Annotated in this window: 14 protein-coding genes; 5 read left to right on the forward strand and 9 right to left on the reverse strand. The window is 39.5% G+C overall.

Going from position 1 to position 17485, the window contains the following annotated elements; translation table 11 throughout:
- Nucleotides 1-36 precede the first annotated feature (36 nt).
- From HJP15_RS02505 to HJP15_RS02515, 3 genes are read right to left on the reverse strand one after another with little or no spacing between them, the layout of a single operon-like run.
- The gene (locus HJP15_RS02505; protein ID WP_170172996.1) at nucleotides 37-1182 is read right to left on the reverse strand and encodes an ABC transporter permease; all 1146 of its coding nucleotides are present in this window, start codon (nucleotides 1180-1182) and stop codon (nucleotides 37-39) included.
- The gene (locus HJP15_RS02510) at nucleotides 1179-1913 is read right to left on the reverse strand and encodes an ABC transporter ATP-binding protein (protein ID WP_054203417.1); all 735 of its coding nucleotides are present in this window, start codon (nucleotides 1911-1913) and stop codon (nucleotides 1179-1181) included. Before HJP15_RS02510 ends, HJP15_RS02505 begins: the two co-directional genes overlap by 4 nt.
- Before the next feature lie 3 nt (nucleotides 1914-1916).
- The gene (locus tag HJP15_RS02515; RefSeq protein WP_170172997.1) at nucleotides 1917-3443 is read right to left on the reverse strand and encodes an alpha/beta fold hydrolase; all 1527 of its coding nucleotides are present in this window, start codon (nucleotides 3441-3443) and stop codon (nucleotides 1917-1919) included.
- Nucleotides 3444-3535: 92 nt separating this feature from the next.
- On the opposite strand from HJP15_RS02515, the gene HJP15_RS02520 reads away from it, so the two are divergent.
- From HJP15_RS02520 to HJP15_RS02530, 3 genes are read left to right on the forward strand one after another with little or no spacing between them, the layout of a single operon-like run.
- Nucleotides 3536-3910 carry a GntR family transcriptional regulator gene (locus tag HJP15_RS02520; protein ID WP_008167164.1) on the forward strand — a complete coding sequence of 125 codons (375 nt, stop codon included), beginning with the start codon at nucleotides 3536-3538 and terminating at the stop codon, nucleotides 3908-3910.
- Between the two features lie 2 nt (nucleotides 3911-3912).
- Complete coding sequence (locus HJP15_RS02525) at nucleotides 3913-4749, forward strand: ABC transporter ATP-binding protein (RefSeq protein WP_170172998.1); 837 nt, start codon at nucleotides 3913-3915, stop codon at nucleotides 4747-4749.
- Entirely contained in the window at nucleotides 4746-5990 is a 1245-nt protein-coding gene (locus HJP15_RS02530) for a hypothetical protein (RefSeq protein WP_170172999.1), read from the forward strand. Before HJP15_RS02525 ends, HJP15_RS02530 begins: the two co-directional genes overlap by 4 nt.
- A 100-nt stretch (nucleotides 5991-6090) precedes the next feature.
- On the opposite strand, the gene HJP15_RS02535 is transcribed toward HJP15_RS02530, so the two are convergent.
- The gene (locus tag HJP15_RS02535; RefSeq protein WP_170173000.1) at nucleotides 6091-7944 is read right to left on the reverse strand and encodes a serine hydrolase domain-containing protein; all 1854 of its coding nucleotides are present in this window, start codon (nucleotides 7942-7944) and stop codon (nucleotides 6091-6093) included.
- 152 nt (nucleotides 7945-8096) lie between these two features.
- On the opposite strand from HJP15_RS02535, the gene HJP15_RS02540 reads away from it, so the two are divergent.
- Nucleotides 8097-9872, forward strand: a complete 1776-nt coding sequence (locus tag HJP15_RS02540) for a histidine kinase (protein WP_169327295.1) — start codon at nucleotides 8097-8099, stop codon at nucleotides 9870-9872.
- Nucleotides 9869-10582, forward strand: a complete 714-nt coding sequence (locus tag HJP15_RS02545) for a LytR/AlgR family response regulator transcription factor (protein ID WP_054203423.1) — start codon at nucleotides 9869-9871, stop codon at nucleotides 10580-10582. The genes HJP15_RS02540 and HJP15_RS02545 overlap by 4 nt, the downstream gene beginning before the upstream one ends.
- Nucleotides 10583-10669: 87 nt before the next feature.
- On the opposite strand, the gene HJP15_RS02550 is transcribed toward HJP15_RS02545, so the two are convergent.
- The 5 genes from HJP15_RS02550 to betI all read right to left on the reverse strand — a co-directional run bounded on the left by HJP15_RS02550 (nucleotide 10670) and on the right by betI (nucleotide 16776).
- Entirely contained in the window at nucleotides 10670-11377 is a 708-nt protein-coding gene (locus HJP15_RS02550; protein WP_170173001.1) for a TorF family putative porin, read from the reverse strand.
- Nucleotides 11378-11419: 42 nt separating this feature from the next.
- The gene (locus tag HJP15_RS02555; protein ID WP_054203425.1) at nucleotides 11420-12637 is read right to left on the reverse strand and encodes a choline transporter; all 1218 of its coding nucleotides are present in this window, start codon (nucleotides 12635-12637) and stop codon (nucleotides 11420-11422) included.
- Nucleotides 12638-13050: 413 nt separating this feature from the next.
- A complete protein-coding gene (betA, locus tag HJP15_RS02560) occupies nucleotides 13051-14721 on the reverse strand; it encodes a choline dehydrogenase (protein WP_170173002.1) in 1671 nt (556 codons plus the stop codon).
- Nucleotides 14721-16184: a betaine-aldehyde dehydrogenase gene (gene betB / locus HJP15_RS02565; protein WP_170173003.1), complete on the reverse strand. Its 1464-nt coding sequence runs from the start codon at nucleotides 16182-16184 to the stop codon at nucleotides 14721-14723. The genes betA and betB overlap by 1 nt, the downstream gene beginning before the upstream one ends.
- 1 nt (nucleotide 16185) lies before the next feature.
- Nucleotides 16186-16776, reverse strand: coding sequence for a transcriptional regulator BetI (betI, locus tag HJP15_RS02570; protein WP_054203427.1), 591 nt, complete (start codon nucleotides 16774-16776; stop codon nucleotides 16186-16188).
- Nucleotides 16777-17485 lie beyond the last annotated feature (709 nt).

Genomic DNA, 17485 nt, shown 5'->3' on the forward strand with positions numbered 1-17485 from the left:
ACGGCCGCTTTTAATATGTTTTTAAGGTTTTTAAACTTACAAACCAAACACTACTTTTTCGCTTTTAAGCATACGGCTACTTAAATAACTAAATACGCCAAACAATATAATTGTAATCAATGTTGATAGCACTAATTGTGGCACCGGTATTGGGTTGCCTTTAATAAACTCCATGAGTGCAAATTGCTGCGCAGCAATAGGTAACCATTGCACAATATCTGTCGCAATACCGTAAGTCGTTACCATGCTTAATGCCATCGGAATAAATAACACCATCGTCACGTATGATTGCGCCTCTTTAAATGATTTTGCCGTAAACGAAACAAACACCTGTAAACTGGCTGACATAAATGCAATTGGCAAACAAACTACGGCACAAAAAAGCATAAATGACGGTGTAATGGTTACGCTAAACCCTAGCTGCTGCCACGGCACCATACCGTAAGAAAACTTCGACACCACTAGAATGATCGCTAATCCCAGCATAGAGAATGTCGCTATCGCCGCCGATTTTGCTAATACAATGTGTAAGCTACTTAATGGGTGACTTAACAATAATGATAAAGAATTACGTTCACGCTCCCCGGCACTGGTATCTATTGCCAGGTTCATTGCAGCATAAAATACAGTTAAAATCATTGATAGAGTTGCAATCCCCAAGAACATACCACCTTTAGAATCAGGTGTTGCTTGATCATTGACCTCAACCGCAAGCACTCTCATTAGTTGAGGGTCGACACCCCGTGTGATTAATCTTAAGCTAGCCACTTCAGAGTTATACAAAGCAAGCGTTTTTTCCACGCGTTGAATATGTTTACGTAGCTTATCATCTGATTTATCTGCAATGAGCGTTACAGTCGCTGGGCGACCTTCGCGCATATTATTCTGATAATCATCACTTATTTGCAATATAATTGGCTTTAATTTGCTATCCGTATTATCCGTTCCCATTGCGATATCATTGTTTTTTAAATGAGCCACTAAGTTAGGTGCTGAAAGACTATTTTCAATCGTTATTTTTAATGCATCAGGCGATGCAAGCTGTTGTAATAGCAATGTAAAAAGTATGCATATGCCAAGCGGGGCACCAATTGCATAATAAAGTCCTGCCATTACTGAACGTTTGTCACGACTGGCATCCATGACTTCTTTTTTATATAACACTTTTAATAAATTAATCATGCTGCAATTCCTTCGTCACTGCCTATTAAGTCTATGAATGCTTCTTCTAAACTGTCTTTACCTGTTCGCTCACATAACGACTCTACTGAGCCCTCTGCAACCACTTTACCATTGGCCATAATCACCACGTGGTCGCACAATGCAGCCACTTCTTGCATAACATGCGATGAAAACAGTACGCAGTGCCCTTGCGCTTTAAGTAGCAATAATAACTCTCTTAAAATACGTGTACTCATAACATCCAAACCACGTGTTGGTTCATCTAAAATAATGTTTGATGGGTTATGCACAACAGCTTGAGCCAGTGCTGTTTTCATACGCTGCCCCTGTGAAAACCCTTGGCAACGACGATCTGCAATATCATCCATGCTTAATTTTTCGAGCACTTTTGCTGTCGCTTCTTTTGCCGCAACCTCTGACATGCCGCTCAACTGCGCAAAAAAGGTTATATATTCTCTGGGCGTTAATCTCTCATACAATCCACAAGGATCAGGAAACAATCCCAAATTTTGTTTAGCTGCCATTGGATTTTTTGCAACATCAATACCATCAATCTCAGCTGTACCTTTATCTGCTTTTAGCAAACCAAACACCGTTCTTAAACACGTTGTTTTGCCCGCACCATTGGGGCCAAGTAAACCCGTTATTTTACCATTTTGTGCGCTAAAGCTAAGATCGTTTAACGCATTAACATCACCAATTTTCTTTGTTAAGTTAGTTACTTTAATCATGGTTTACTCCTTGTCTTGTGCGTTTAAAGTTGCGGTCTGAGTATGCATTGGTGCAACACCATTGATATTCATAAAGAACTGTTTATCGTTTTTATCTTTGATACAGTCGGTATCAATATCTTGCATATTTTTTTGATCAATAAATTGGGCGATTATTTTAGGCGCACACGTTTGCGAGCCGATCCCATGAGTTGCCGTGGGTGATACCAAATGCGTTGCTTCACTCATGCTTACCATAGCAAGTTCAGCCCAACTTGGCGGTGTTGCTGGGTCGCGCTCACCAGATAACAGTAACGTAGGTGTTGAGCTGTTAAGGGGTTGATAAAATGATTTATCTACGGCTGTTACATTTAATATTGGGCACATAATATCGAGCCCCTCTATCATCAAGCTGCCCACATACGTTTTATTATATTGCTGACGGGTTTGTGTATTTAATCGTGGCCAGTCTTCGCCACAAACGATGGCGTTATGCATACCCATGGCGAGCATTTCTGACATATCAGCCCCTGCCATTAAGCCCGCCAATGCTGAATAATTTCCTTGTGCAGTTTGTGTAATAACCAGTGGCACAATCGCACGACGTGAATGACTGTACAAAGCCATACGTATTGCCCCGAAAAACTTTGTTTTTGTAACAGCGAGTGTAATAGTCTCATGTGTACGCGGATGTAAAACCTGCACCTCGACTGGTTGAGCATCGAGTTTAGCCAATAAAGCTGTAAACTCAGTTTTCAAATCAGGGTATTGCTGAGCACACTGTGCGTTGGCTTCACAACGACTAAATAGGGCCGCAAGCGAGCTATCAATAGCCTCACCAATGGCAGCTAAACTTTGTTGCATAGGTACAACACCATCAAGCGTGCTGGTGATCACTGAACTTGGAAATTGACGCGTATATTCTTGCGCTATTCGCGTGCCGTAAGACACCCCATATAGATGAAACCCTTTGTAGCCAAGCGCTTTTCGTACCGCTTCAAAATCTTTAGCGGCAACAGGTGTAGTGAAATGACTTAAATCAATATTGAGCTTATCTTTACACTTTTGCGTGTCTTGCGCGCCCAGAGCAGGTAAATCAGCAAAGGCTTCATTAAATGCAAACTGCGTTTGTAAATCATCACTGTCACACTGCAACTTATTTGAATAACCCGTGCCACGCTGATCAATCAATACTATATCGCGTGTTTCACGGGCAAATTGTAAGTTTCTATTAAAGATAGCTGCGAGATCAATTGCGCCTTGCCCTGGACCTCCGGCAAAACCAAGAATGGCTTCGTCAGGGTAACTTGGTTTAATAGCTGGAATTACAGCAAAGTGGATATCAATATTACCATCCGCCGGATTTTGCGATAAAGACTGGCTAATACTGCCACACATCAACCTATCAGCAAGCCCTTCCATGTAGCAAGGTGTGAGTAATGGTTGGTTTTTTTTATTATTATCAGCTAATACAGCTGTTGAGCCGGCCAATAATATTGGTAATATTGTAAGCTTTATCAGGCTTTTACGTAAATTAAACATGATTTTCATTAATCTTTCCCTTGTTGCATTTTACACTCAATATGATAACTTAACCTTAGTGTATCGGTGTATTAATGTATTAATACAGCAGGGAAAGAGTAATGCTAGAATTTATTAATGTCAACCCTAATAATGGCGATCCAATCTATAAACAATTGCATGAGCAAATTGTGCGCTTGATTGTGGGCGGGCAATTATTAACCGGTGAAGAGCTGCCATCAGTGCGTAAAATAGCAGATCACTTTGCTGTAAACCCGATGACGGTATCACGTGCAATAGGTCAATTGGTCGATCAAGGCTGGTTAGAGCGTCGTCGCGGTCAAGCCACCCGTGTGGCACAAAAAACATCGCAACAACCTGATCAACAAGACACCTTGCTTTTTAAGGCTATCGATCAACTCGTTCAACAAACAAAACAGCTTGATGTATCGCAAGAAGCGCTCGTCGAGCTTATAAAAAAACGATGGAAATTATAAACATGGAACAGCCCCTTCTTAGCTACAATAATATTTATAAAAGCTATGACCAACGCAGTGTATTAAACAATGTTTCGCTTGCTTTAGAGCCTGGTATGGTCATTGGTTTACTGGGTAAAAATGGTGCAGGTAAAACGACATTATTACGCAGTGCGCTTGGGTTGATAGCACCTGATCAAGGTGAGATACGTGTTTTTGGTGAACCCAGTGATAAGCTCAGCGCACAAAGTAAAGCCCAAATAGGTTATGTGCCACAACAAACATTTGGTTATGAAGGCTTTAAGGTCGCTGATGCTTTGGCACTACACCGCAGCTTTTACCCTACATGGGATCTGCAATTAGAAGCTAAATGGCTCAAACGGTTTGAGCTGGCGACTGATGCTGCAATTAACGACTTATCTATCGGCCAACGTCAAACTTTAGCGCTGATCATGGCTATGGCTTATCATCCCAAATTACTTATTTTAGATGAACCAGTAGCCAGTTTGGATCCAATAGCACGACGCCAGTTTATGGGCGACTTGTTCGACTTAGCATTAGACTCAGGCTCTGGTATTTTATTTTCCTCACATATCACATCCGATATAGAACGTGTAGCCAGTCATATAGCCCTAATAAAAGACGCCGAGCTTATCTTGATTGACGAATTAGATGTCGTACGCGATACCATTAGAAGAGTCAATTTTACAGAGCAAAACATCGATCTAAGTGCCTACCGCGTGCTTAATTTGCAAGCAAACTCAGCCATTATTTATGGCTACCAAGGAGAGCCTATTCCGGGCGCACTTGCCATCAACCATTTATCACTAGAGCAACTATTTGTGGAGCTGCATGGATGATGAATGCAGTAAAACGACCTTGGTATCAGGGTAGTCTCAATTTTTGGTTTAAAGATTTGGGCTGCGCCAGCTACTTAATTCAGGCTATTTTAGCCACAGCCGCATGTATCATTTTTATTCGTGTGGAATCGTTATCAACTATGATGATGATATTTGCTGTTGTGTGTGCTTATTGTGCGCTTGCATGGCAAAGTATCCGAATGCAAGCAACTGAATGGCAATGCTTAGTCGCTGATTACTGCAAACATGTAATGTTTCAAGGTAAAGTTTTTATTGCCTTAATAAACCTCACTCTGCTGTGTGGTATTGCCCTATCGCCTAGCTTAAATAACATTAACATGCTGTTACTAGCAAACATCTTGGGCTTGAGTATTTGGTTTATTTGCCGCGTTACAAGCCACTTATTTACAACATGTTGTTATTTAGCATTCACATTCGCAATTATTATACCCACCTTTTCTGAACACTTACCTTTGTGGTTAATACCATGCTCTTTACTGGTTTTAAGTCTAATTTTACTATGTAAAAACAAATTAGGTATGCCCTATATATGGCAAGCCGGTGCACTTATAAATTACCGCCAAGGTCTTCAGTCAGGTTGGTCGCCCGTACCAAGTGGATTTTTATCAAATTACGGCACAGCCATAAATAAACAACTATTCCCATTGAGTTATTTTGTTGGCTCAAGTTTATCGCAATACATTATTTTATTAGTGCTCTTTTCTATCATAGCAATAGTGATAAACTTTTTTTATAACATTGCAGAGCATGTATTATTCGCTTTAACATTAATGCTGTTAGCTGCGGTTACGTTATGCCAATGGGCAAAAGCACAACGTTCACAATCGTGGGAATTACTCACCACTTTACCAATTTATAATGGGAGTCACGCAGTTAAAGTTGCCCTTAGTAACAGTGCACTTAAATTTTCATTGTTAATTGGCGTTCTGTGCTTCGTTAGTGCATCTATATTGCTACTGACCCATCAACAATGGCAACTTCTAAATGTTGCAAGTTATGCGATAGCCTGTATAGCAGCTACACTGACAAGCTTTGTTCTTGGCAATGTATTTAAAAATATAAACGTACTGAGTGTTTTATTATGTTTATCGTGTGGCGTGAGTATGGGAACTGTCAATGTAATGATTGAACATGGCGATAGCATATTGAAGCTTTTACTTATTTCACTTTATGCCAGTGTTTTGGCTGTTTTGAACCGCTTTACAATAAAATACTTATAAACTACTTCAAAAACCCTTTGCCTTTAGCGATGCTTAGTTTAGCGGGTGTTTATCAAAAAGATTTAACACCCGCTATTCCACATTCTAAATCTATAACTACTTATTGCTTTTTAAGGGTATGTATCATCTTTTGTGCATTTGAATTTTGTGGGTTCAATTGCAAAGATTGCTCATAGTTTGCTATCGCATTAACAGTATCTCCAAAGAGCATGTACGCTTCTGCTAAACTATCAAATGCATTTGCATCATCAGGATATAGATGGCTATAAACCCTAAAAAGCGTTATAGCTACTTGGTAGTCCTTGTTACCTAACGCATTATATCCGGCATTATTAATTGCATTAGCTGAAAGCAATTTTGAATCAGGATAGTTTTTTTTCCATGCTTTATATGCCTTTAATGTGCTTATAAAATCAGCGTGTTTTGCTACTTCAAAAGGAAGTTGTTCATCTTTTTCAAGTTTGCGCATCGCACGCTCAGTTAAACCACTCCCAACATTATTTAGTACTAAAAAATATTTATTAGATAAAGGGTTCATTACAACACTTATCTGATTAGGGTTATTATCTACAGCAAACATCCCACCTCCTTGATAATGCATTTTAACGCCTTTTTTGTTTTGAAGGGGATCTTCATATATCAAGTCGTTACCGGATTTTGATAATGTAATCGTCACTATTTGATCAAACTGAGATAAATACCTGCCGAGCATTTTCTCTATTTGATGCTTGGGGGGTTTTGCTGTTGCTGAAATTACACGTGCCCATTTCATTTTTTTTATCGTACTGTCAATAAACGCATCTATTGCAGGGTTTCTGTGCTCTGTTGTCGCATTCATAAAAACCATAATGCCTTTACCACCTTGCATTGTTGACATAATATGCCCGCCAGTACCAGTGTTTGAGCCTCCATGCGAGAACCACTCTAAATTACCTTTGGCCTCAAATCTCATCCAACCCGGTGACCACCCACCTATTTTTTTAAGCGTGTGAATATCTGTAGTGGTACGTGCTACGAATGTTGAAATAACCGACGTTACTTTACCTGCTAACGCCTTTTGATATTCAATTGTGAATTTGGCCATGTCTTGTGGCGTACTCCACAGCCCAGATGGTGCTATTTGCGGACAAATTGGTATGCCATCTCTTATAACCTGCTGCTGACGATCATGAACCTTCGCAACATTAGTTAAAAATTGTTTATCTCCATTTTGATACATCGTTGTATTTTTCATACCTAATGGATCAAATAGCATCTTTTGAGCTAATGCTTGCAATGGTTTACCGGTTATATCTTCAATCGCTACTTGTACTATTACATACCCTCCGCCACTGTATTGCCAATCAGTGTCAGGGGCAAATAGCATCGAAATCGGACGTTTATATCGTGGTAACTTTTTACCTTCAAGCACATCTATAAGGGTTGGAATATCATCCCCTAAATGAAAGTCAGCATATCCGCCTTGGCTCATCCCTGCGGTATGCGACAACAACTGCCGAATAGAAAGGTTTTTTGATGACTCAAACACTGATGAAGGCAACGCCCAACGTTTTAAATAGTTACTCACAGGTGTATCTAAATCTAATTTACCTTGCTCTGCGAGCATTGCTGCAATTGTTGCAGTGACAGGTTTTGCAATAGATGCCGTTGAGAAAGCAGTAAATTGATCAATTTTCTGCTTACTTTTAGTATCTTTAACGCCTGCAAAATTAGTATAAATCACTTTATAATCATCAATAACAGCAAAACTTAGCCCAGGTATTTTGTAGTTATCAATAAACTGCTGATAACTATATTCTTCACCTACCGGTGACGTAAAAGTAGTTAATTGATGTGTATTACCAGTTATAGATAGTTGCGTTTTTTGAGTGTTAGCGACACACACACTAGCCACAATTAAACTTAGCGCTGCGCAACATTCACTCAAAGTCATGATAGTTTTTTTAATAGCCATAGGAGCATCTCGTTCTGTAAATTAAACCTCAGTGTGGCGCATTAGCCGCCTTAAATAAGCAACTTATGCATGAACGGCTCGTATAATTCCTCAACACCTCGAATGTTTTCCTTTTTTATTGCTAAGATGGGGAATATAAAAGAGGGAACACAATGCTTAAGTATCAGCTCATATTCGTTTTATTTTTTACAAGCTTCGCTACCTATGCGCAAGAGCCTGATGCTATCTTTGCCGAGCACTATTATTTAATTGATGATGACGATATTGCTTATTCATTACCTATCGTAAATCGCTCTGTGTGGCAAAAAAATACATTTCACGGTATTAAAAATTCAAAAAATATTCGATGGGTGCAAATGGACTTTAATTTTGAAAAAAAGCCCTCGTCTTCGCTAGGTTTGTTTATTAGTATTTTGGGATCGTTTGAGGCTTATTGGGATGGTGTTTTAATAGGTAAAAATGGCCTTGTAGGTGATTCTCAACACACTGAAGTTGCGGGCCTGATCGATAAAATAATGCTGTTGCCTAATACTGCAACTGATAAAGGCACACATACTTTAAGTTTACGTATTTCTAATCAGCGCGTTTCTTCTGAGGTAGATTATGTCTCGTTTACAAGTGCGATAACAGAATATGACTATTTAATACAGCTGCCTTATAAAAAAGCCAGTTTACCGTTGATAATGACCAGCGCCTTACTCTTAATTGCTTTGTACTCATTGATTGTATTTATTACTAGTTACCGCCAACCCAGCTACTTAATATTTAGCATATTATGCTTAAGTATTTTGGTTCTTATTTTTGTAGAATCATGGCGTGGTCTTATGCCTTACCCTTACGATTGGCAAATTCCTCGCTTACAAATAGTTTTAGCATTATCGTGCTTAATTTCACTGCTTTTCACCTGTTTTTTTGCATGGTTTTTTAAATTATCAAAAACAAATCGTACAACATGGCTAGCACTTGTTATTTGCTTGCAAACTGTGTTGTTAATCACGATTGATGGTTATGATAATAGAAGCTTATATGTATTTTTAGTGGGCGTTTTTAGTGCTGTGTGCATTTGTATCAAAGCTATCATTACGCAACAAGCCAATGCAAAATTAATGGTTTTGGGTTTAGCTCTATTCATTGCACCTATTTTTATAAATAGTTATTCATACATGGATCAGTACTTTTTTCTCTCTTTTGCTGGGTTAATCTTTTTAATGCTCTATACCCTTGCACAAACCATGAGTGCTAATACCAAACAACTTGAACAAAGTAAAATTAATGCAAGTCGCCTTGAGCTTGAATTAGTCAAACGTAATCTACAACCTCACTTTATCTTAAACACATTAACAGCTGTTGAAGAGTGGATTGAAGACTCACCTGCAACAGCGGTAAAATTTATCCACGCCTTAGCGGATGAGTTTAGATTTATGGCGCAACTGTCTGCAAAAAAAATAATCAATCTCCAAGATGAAATCGACTTATGCCGTTCCCATTTAAAAGTTATGACATATCGCTCAAATATAAATTACTCCCTAAGAGTGGATATATCTCACCCGAATAACTGCATTCCACCGGGTATTATTTTAACATTAATAGAAAACGCAATTTCGCATAACCATTATCAACAAGGCCATATTACCTTCTTTTTTGAGCAAAAAATAATGAATAACACGCAGTATTTAACGTTTATCGTCCCTATAAATGCGATTACTCATAATTCAAACAAAAATGCTACACAAGAACGTACACAGAATAAAATAGGCGCTGGTATTGGTAATAAATACATAGCAGCAAGGTTAAATGAAAGCTTTTCTAATCAATGGTCTTTATTGCAGGATATTGAAAAACAACAATGGGTTACAAAAATTTCAACGCCGTTAATAGATTATGACGATCACCGTGCTAATAATAGCAACCTCAAGGATCCCCTATGAAAAAAGTATTAATGGTTGAAGATGAATTTATGGTAGCAAAAAGATTAAAGCGCTTTATTGAGAACGCCTTTGATGAACAAAAAATCGAATTGCATATTTGTACTAATCTTGACGACGCCTACGATTACTTAGCCGATCACCCTATTGATGTTTTATTTTTAGATTTAAACCTGCAAGGTAAAGATGGTTTTGAGTTATTAAAGCACACCCTCTGCGAGAGCTTTCACACAATTATTGTTTCTGCTAATAGCGATCGAGCGATTGACGCGTTTGATATTGGCGTACTCGATTTTGTAGCGAAGCCATTTACTCAAGAGCGTATTAAAAAGGCAATAAACCGGTTACAACAGCAGCATAATGGGGCTAGCAAATACTTAACCTATAAATATTTAGGAAAAATCGAATTACTTCCAATAGAAGATATTCTCTATATCAAAGCTGACGGCCATTACAGTGTGATTGTAACTAAAGCCCAGCAAAACAGAGGCACTAAACAAATTTTACACGATAAGAATTTAGATAAATTACTCACGTTATTGAGCCCAGACTTTATCCGGATACACCGCTCGTATGTATTGCCAATATCTAACATTAAGGCATTACTCAGTGAAGAAGGCAGCAAATATAACGTGCAACTTCATACCGGTGAACAGCTCCCTATAGGTCGTACCAGACTTAGTACCTTAAAGGCTAAAATAAATGGTGAATAACAAAACAGAAACCAAGCTTACAAGAAAGCACATAAAACTGCTCTAAAAGCAGTTTAATGCGCTTTCTTATTATTCTAAAGTACTGTTTTATAGCGAGAAAGTACGGCCTATAGACAATACAATACGCTCATCAGCAGTATCGATATCTAAGCTGGTATTTTCAGCAGCTACTTCAATATCAAAACCTTCAAAGCTGGTTTGATAAGCAAGACGATAATGGTTGTAAGATTTACCATCCGTATCCCAAGCAAACTTATCACCATCGAGTGAGTTTGAAATATCAAAGCTCGCACGTAATGCATGATTAGGCGCAAGTTCAATCGTATGCGCAACCATAGATATTACATGTCCAGCACCTGTGCCAAAGTAATCCCAGCTATACCAAAAATTAAGCTCTGTTTGGCCTAAGTCGCTTACATAACCAAATTTAGTGTAGGCTTCAAAGTAATTACCTTCGCTTGAGCTACTTTGTCCGTGGTAGCTATAATAGGCTATACCGTAGTCAACGCTCAGCGCATCATTTAACTGCGCATATCGGCCAAAGTACGCATCCCATTCAATGTTTGTATCGTCACCAAAATCAACATTTGATGCCCAAGTACCCGCATACATGCCCGTATCACCAAATGAATAATCAAGGCTACCTTGAAGTGCAGGATCATTTTTCGTTTGGCTTACGCCGTTAAACGTATAATCAGATGCACCTGTTACAGTCGCTGACCAGTCAGCTAATACTGATGTTGAAAAAAGGGCAAATGGTAATGCCACTGCTAGTACTATTTTTTGTGTTGTCATGTTAATTCCTTCGCATATTTTTAAACGGCTGCTTAGTTAATATTAGTCAGCGGTTTCAATTTTTGTATAATCAATTTTGTTGTCTTTCGGCGAGCTGTCTATATTACTCACAGTCTTAACTTTGCTGTACGCAATAAACGCAGCACAACCAAAGAACAAACCAATCACTAATGCGCCAACCCACTGAATTTGTAAAAAGTTTAGCTTGAATAATAGGGTTAACAACGATAAAGCCACAACGTTGAATGCTATATATTTAAATTTACCTAAACGTTTCACGGTCAAGTTCATATTGTCTGTGTATAAACGTATTAATGAATCAAGCGAATTGATCACAAACACAACACCTACAAACGCCATAGCAAAGTTTTTCAATCCTGCTGTTGGAATGCCTGCTTCGTGGTACTGATACAGAACACTAAACCACACCGCAATCGGAATTGAAGGGAAAATAAGCATAGCGCCGAGTACTTGGTACGTTTTTAATCCACCGACAAAGCGCGAAGTAAATTGACCAATCATAATGCTCCATGCAAACCACCAAAATAAGTAAAACTCATGGTAATCGTTCAGTGGTAATACAAACTCGTGAATATTGCTAAAGTAGCTACCAATTAATACAAGGTTATCTGTAAACGCAGCTGTTTGAACATCACTGCCCATAAACGCGCCAACCCACATAAAGGCAATTAAGGCGATAAATAACCAAGACGTTGCAATACTTAAAAAACGTACATACTTAATATCGGTGCTTGAATACACCGCAAAGCAAATAGCGGCAAATACAATTAAGTAGAAGGTTGGAATAATGGATTCGCCATCCCCCAGCGCAGGTAAATACCATGGTAGGTTAGAGAGCAATAAAAAGGCTGTAAACGCACAAGTACCAATAATGACAACATTATTGATTAATTTCACCCAAGGAATTTCGAAAAATTTAACCTTAGGTTCTATTACACAGAAATAAAAGCACGTAAGAAAGTAAAATCCCCAGATCAGAAAGCCCCAATAACCAAACTCAATGGCCAATGGATTGGCAAACGCATACTCTGGGCTTGCTTTTATGTCTGCATAACCTGCAAACTCAGTAAGTGGAAACATAATCAAGCCAACGTCTAAGCCTGATGTAAATAAAATGGCGATAAAGGTAAAGGTTCTTACGGGGGTAACCCCAACACACTGTACATTTCCCCATTTAACTAAAATTGCAACAATTGCTAATAGAGTGAAAATAATGCCAGCACTAAGCCATAAGGTCATAATTTCCTCCCCAAAATAAATGATAATAGGTCATTCTTACTCCGTGTTTTTAGCCTCGCATTAACGCACCACAAACAACTTATGGTGCGCGCCACTGCGAGCCCCAAAGTGCAACATGCACTCAAGGTGACATTGATACCCAAACCACCTCAAGCAGCGAGCATCGTTGGAGTTAAAAGCGATTTAGGCAAGGCATTGATTGCAAGTAATAGTGGTTCTATTATTAAAATCAATCCCTTATAAAAGTAACCCAGTATAAATCGCTTTTAAACCAACCCGTAGGGCGTTTCACAGGCACTTACTCTCATCGTTGTTACTTCTTAAAAGGGACTGCCATTGTTGCAAAGTAACGCCTTGATATTAAGCCCCTGTGAAACGCTGAATTCAGCATCTTGAGGTAGTTTGGGTATTTATTAAATCTCCGAGCTACGCTGCACAGTTTGCCATTGTGATTCAATAACAACTTTTGCATGCGATTTACTAAGGGGTGGCTTACCTAAAATTAGGTCTGCCGCTTTTTCTGCCACCATAATAGTTGGCGCATTTAAATTACCATTTGGTACGGTTGGGAAGATTGACGAATCCACCACTCGTAACCCTTTGATACCGTGTACTTGGGTATTTGAGTTAACAACTGCCAGCTCATCTTCGCCCATTTTGCATGAACATGAAGGATGATAAGCACTCTCAACAGCTTGACGCACAAACGCATCTATTTGCTCATCTGTTTGAATATCTTTACCGGGTTGAATTTCATCATCTCGGTAGTCATCAAATGCATTTTGTTCGATGATTTCTCGCGTTAGGCGAACACACGCTCTAAACCCTTCAATATCATCTTGGTGCTGTAGATAGTTAAATTGAATTTTTGGTGCGACAGTGGGATCGGCTGACTTAATCGTCACTTCACCACGGCTTTTAGGCTTGTTATGACCTACGTGTACTTGAAAACCATGCCCAGCAAAGGCACTTTGCCCATCGTAGCGAATTGCAGCAGGTAAAAAGTGATACTGAATATCAGGCCATTCAACACCCGCTTTTGAGCGAATAAATGCACATGATTCAAAATGATTAGTCGCGCCAAGACCACTGCGATTTAATAACCAACGCGCACCAATCAAGCCTTTTGAAATTAAACCTAACTTGCCATTTAAAGTGATTGGCTGTTTACACTTATATTGAAAATAAAACTCTAAATGATCTTGTAGGTTTTGACCAACGCCCGGCAAGTGATGCTTAACCTCAACACCCGCGGCTTTAAGTGTTTCACTATCACCAATACCTGAAAGCTGTAATATATGGGGTGACCCTATTGGCCCCGCACTTAAGATGACCTCTTTACTCGCTTTGGCTTTAACTTTATGACCATTAACACTGTATTGAACGCCTGTGGCTTTTTTACCATCAAGCAATACTTTTTCAGCTAATGCACCCGTTATCACCACTAAGTTTTTACGTGATTTAACCGGATCTAAATACTCTCGACTTGCAGAGCTGCGCACGCCATCTTTTACCGTCATGTGCATAGGGCCAAAACCCTCTTGCTGTGAGGCGTTATAATCGTCCGTTTTGGCGTAACCAGCTTGCTGGCCTGCTTTTATAAACGCTTTATAAAGCGGGTTAGCCATTTCGTTACCGTTATTAACACCCAGTGGGCCGTTATCACCACGGTAATCATTTTTTCCTAAATAAAAGGACTCTGCTTTTTGAAAATACGGTAAACACGACTGATAATCCCAGCCTTGCGCGCCATGTTGCTGCCATTCGTCAAAGTCTTTAGCGTGACCACGTACATACACCATGCCATTTATAGACGACGAGCCGCCTAATACTTTACCGCGAGGGCAATGCATTGTGCGGTTATCTAAAAATGGTTCTGCGTCGGTATGAAACTGCCACGCGTATTTATCTGAGTTCATAGGGATAGAAAGTGCTGTAGGCATTTTAATAAAAATACTCTTATCGCTGCCGCCAGTTTCAAGCAGTAAAACGCGTTTAGATTTATCTTCAGATAAACGATTAGCCAGCACACAGCCTGCAGAACCTGCACCCACTATGATGTAATCATATGTTTGTGCAGTCATTAAAACGGGCTCTCTATGTCAGTCATACCTACGTAAATAGATTTAGTTTGCGTATAGTGATCAAGTGTTTCAATACCATTCTCGCGGCCAATACCTGATTGCTTATAGCCACCAACAGGCATTTCTGCCGGTGAGTTACCGTAGCTGTTAATCCAACAAATACCCGCTTGCATTTGATGAATAACACGGTGTGCGCGTTTAATATCTTTGGTAAACACGCCAGCTGCTAAGCCTAAGTGCGTGTCGTTAGCGCGGCGAATAACGTCGTCTTCATCTTCAAAGACAAGCACGCTCATTACGGGGCCAAAAATCTCTTCTTTAACAATTGTCATATCGTCGGTGCAATCGGTAAAGACTGTCGGCGCAACAAAGTAACCATTTGGCGCAGACTCAGGCCTAAGTGCCTTGCCGCCAGTTAATAGCGTTGCACCTTCACTAATGCCTTTCTCAATATAACCCATCACTAAGTTGTGATGATTTTTTGAAATAAGCGCACCAAAATTAACGCTAGGATCGAGTGGATCACCGGCAACAATGTTTTGCTCAGTACGGGTTTTTAGCTCATCAATAAATTGTTGATAAACACTCTTGTGCACATAAATACGCGTACAGTTAGTACAAATTTCACCTTGCGTATAAAAATTGCCTAGCATAGCAGCGCTCACTGCTTGTGATATATCAGCATCTTCAAATACTAATAATGGCGACTTACCACCAAGCTCCATGGTTACATCTTTAAGTGTACCTGCTGCACTAGCTACAACCTTTTTACCTGTGCCCACTTCGCCAGTAAACGAGACTTTTTCAATATCAGGGCTGTGCGTTAACCATTGACCAACTTCTGCTGCACCTTGCACAACATTAAATACGCCTGCGGGTACGCCTGCTTCTGTAAATATTTCAGCCAATTTAATCGCGCCAAGTGGTGTTTCTTCAGATGGCTTAAAAATAAGTGCGTTACCAGCAGCAAGTGCCGGCCCTGACTTCCAACATGCAATTTGAAGCGGGTAATTCCACGCACCAATACCTGCGCAAATACCTAATGGCTCTTTACGGGTGTAATAAAAGTCCTCGCCCACCATTTGTTGCTGACCGACTTGTGCGGGTGCTAGCCCTGCAAAATATTCAATGACATCGGCACCTGTTTGCACATCAACACATTCAGCCTCTTGCCAAGGTTTACCCGTATCCAGCACTTCAATTTTTGCAAGTAAATCATTGCGCTCACGTAGTAAAGCAACTGCTTTTAATAAAATGCGACTACGTTCAATGGGTGCCATGGCTGACCAAACAGCAAACCCTTGCTTAGCGCTTTCAATCGCGGCGTTTTGTACAAAACTATCAGCGACTTCTACATGATAAATCACGTCATCAGTTGCAGGATTTTTAACCGCGAATGTTTCACCGCTTTGGTTTTTTAAGAAATCACCGTTAATAAAATTTTGGTAAACTGGCGTTGTCACATTAAGCTCCATACTGCTTGATTAGTGAACGTACAAAGTTTTTAGCTAAGTGCTCACAATGTTCAAATTGATCTTGATCAGACTTACTTAGTACAGCTCGTAACCATAAGCCATCAATCATGGCAGCACTTAGTTCAGCTGCTAATTTGGCGTCGTCAATACTCATTAACTGTTTAAATGAGCTGGTTAAATTACTAAAAAGTCGTCGGCTATTTACATTCTGTAAACGATGTAATTCAACATCGTGCATTGATTGCGCCCAAAAACTTAACCACGTTTTGGTGGTGTCGCTTTGCTGCTGTAAGCGCGCAAAGTTGGCTTCGATGATAAGCATCAGCCTTTGTTCGGGCGTCGTTGTAGATGTTAACCGTTCAATTAATACCTGCTTTAAGTTAGTTAACAAGTAGCGCACAGTTGCTTCAATCAGGCCCTGTTTACCACCAAAGTAATGGCTAATAATACCCGACGACAAACCGGCTTTTTGGCTTATGCTATTAATCGTCGTTGCTTGTAATCCACGCTCAGCAACAGACTCTATTGTGGCGTCTATTAACTGTTGACGACGAACAGGTTCCATTCCAACTTTAGGCATATTTTTTATTAATTGAACGTTCAATAAAAATAAAGGTTAAAGTAATAGAACTGATAATTCAAGGTTGACAAGCTGTGAATGAACAAAGGGTGGTATAGGAAAGTTAAGCTAAGTCACTGTATTAGCATTTATAAATCGACTTAGAAAAAAGGTTTAAAAAAGTCAAAAATAATTGCTATTTTTATTAATATGTCACGAAATGCAGCAATAATGCTCATAGTGCAAGTAACCCGAGTTCTGGTTAAATAAATTCACACCAGGAGTTTGATAACGTCTGCTTGTGATAAATTTATAATGATTTTCATCGTATTGCTATTGTAGTGGTGAATTGTAGTGGTGAATTGTAGTGGAGATAGAGTGTACGAAAAGATCACTCGCGTTGTGCTTTAAATGAATTTTCCTTGAGTTTATTTAATATCATTTCCATTGTAGGTATTTGTTAGGTTCTAACATCTGTGGTTCGCGGACACTTTCACATATCGCCAGCATAAACAGAGCAATATGATGTTTGTGCCCTTATGCAAAAATCTTATTAGAGCGTGTTGACCTTTGTGGATTGAAATTTGTTCAATCTAGGGGCGATTTAATCGCGGCGCGAGGTTTGCAATCGAGTGGGATCGATAGCTGCTCCTGCGTTATTCTACTGGCTCACATCCATGTGAGAATAAGTAAAAACCGAGCAAAACACAGTTACCTCGCTTGATGACGG

Source organism: Pseudoalteromonas sp. NEC-BIFX-2020_002 (assembly GCF_013002825.1).
GTDB lineage: Bacteria > Pseudomonadota > Gammaproteobacteria > Enterobacterales > Alteromonadaceae > Pseudoalteromonas > Pseudoalteromonas neustonica.

Excerpts from the sequence above, each read along its gene's own strand:
- HJP15_RS02505 (WP_170172996.1), bottom strand. The coding sequence starts at position 1,182 with ATGATTAATTTATTAAAAGTGTTATATAAAAAAGAAGTCATGGATGCC.
- HJP15_RS02525 (WP_170172998.1), top strand. The coding sequence starts at position 3,913 with ATGGAACAGCCCCTTCTTAGCTACAATAATATTTATAAAAGCTATGAC.
- HJP15_RS02520 (WP_008167164.1), top strand. The coding sequence starts at position 3,536 with ATGCTAGAATTTATTAATGTCAACCCTAATAATGGCGATCCAATCTAT.
- HJP15_RS02550 (WP_170173001.1), bottom strand. The coding sequence starts at position 11,377 with ATGACAACACAAAAAATAGTACTAGCAGTGGCATTACCATTTGCCCTT.
- HJP15_RS02540 (WP_169327295.1), top strand. The coding sequence starts at position 8,097 with ATGCTTAAGTATCAGCTCATATTCGTTTTATTTTTTACAAGCTTCGCT.
- HJP15_RS02535 (WP_170173000.1), bottom strand. The coding sequence starts at position 7,944 with ATGGCTATTAAAAAAACTATCATGACTTTGAGTGAATGTTGCGCAGCG.
- HJP15_RS02555 (WP_054203425.1), bottom strand. The coding sequence starts at position 12,637 with ATGACCTTATGGCTTAGTGCTGGCATTATTTTCACTCTATTAGCAATT.
- HJP15_RS02530 (WP_170172999.1), top strand. The coding sequence starts at position 4,746 with ATGATGAATGCAGTAAAACGACCTTGGTATCAGGGTAGTCTCAATTTT.
- HJP15_RS02545 (WP_054203423.1), top strand. The coding sequence starts at position 9,869 with ATGAAAAAAGTATTAATGGTTGAAGATGAATTTATGGTAGCAAAAAGA.
- HJP15_RS02515 (WP_170172997.1), bottom strand. The coding sequence starts at position 3,443 with ATGAAAATCATGTTTAATTTACGTAAAAGCCTGATAAAGCTTACAATA.
- HJP15_RS02510 (WP_054203417.1), bottom strand. The coding sequence starts at position 1,913 with ATGATTAAAGTAACTAACTTAACAAAGAAAATTGGTGATGTTAATGCG.
- betA (WP_170173002.1), bottom strand. The coding sequence starts at position 14,721 with ATGACTGCACAAACATATGATTACATCATAGTGGGTGCAGGTTCTGCA.
- betI (WP_054203427.1), bottom strand. The coding sequence starts at position 16,776 with ATGCCTAAAGTTGGAATGGAACCTGTTCGTCGTCAACAGTTAATAGAC.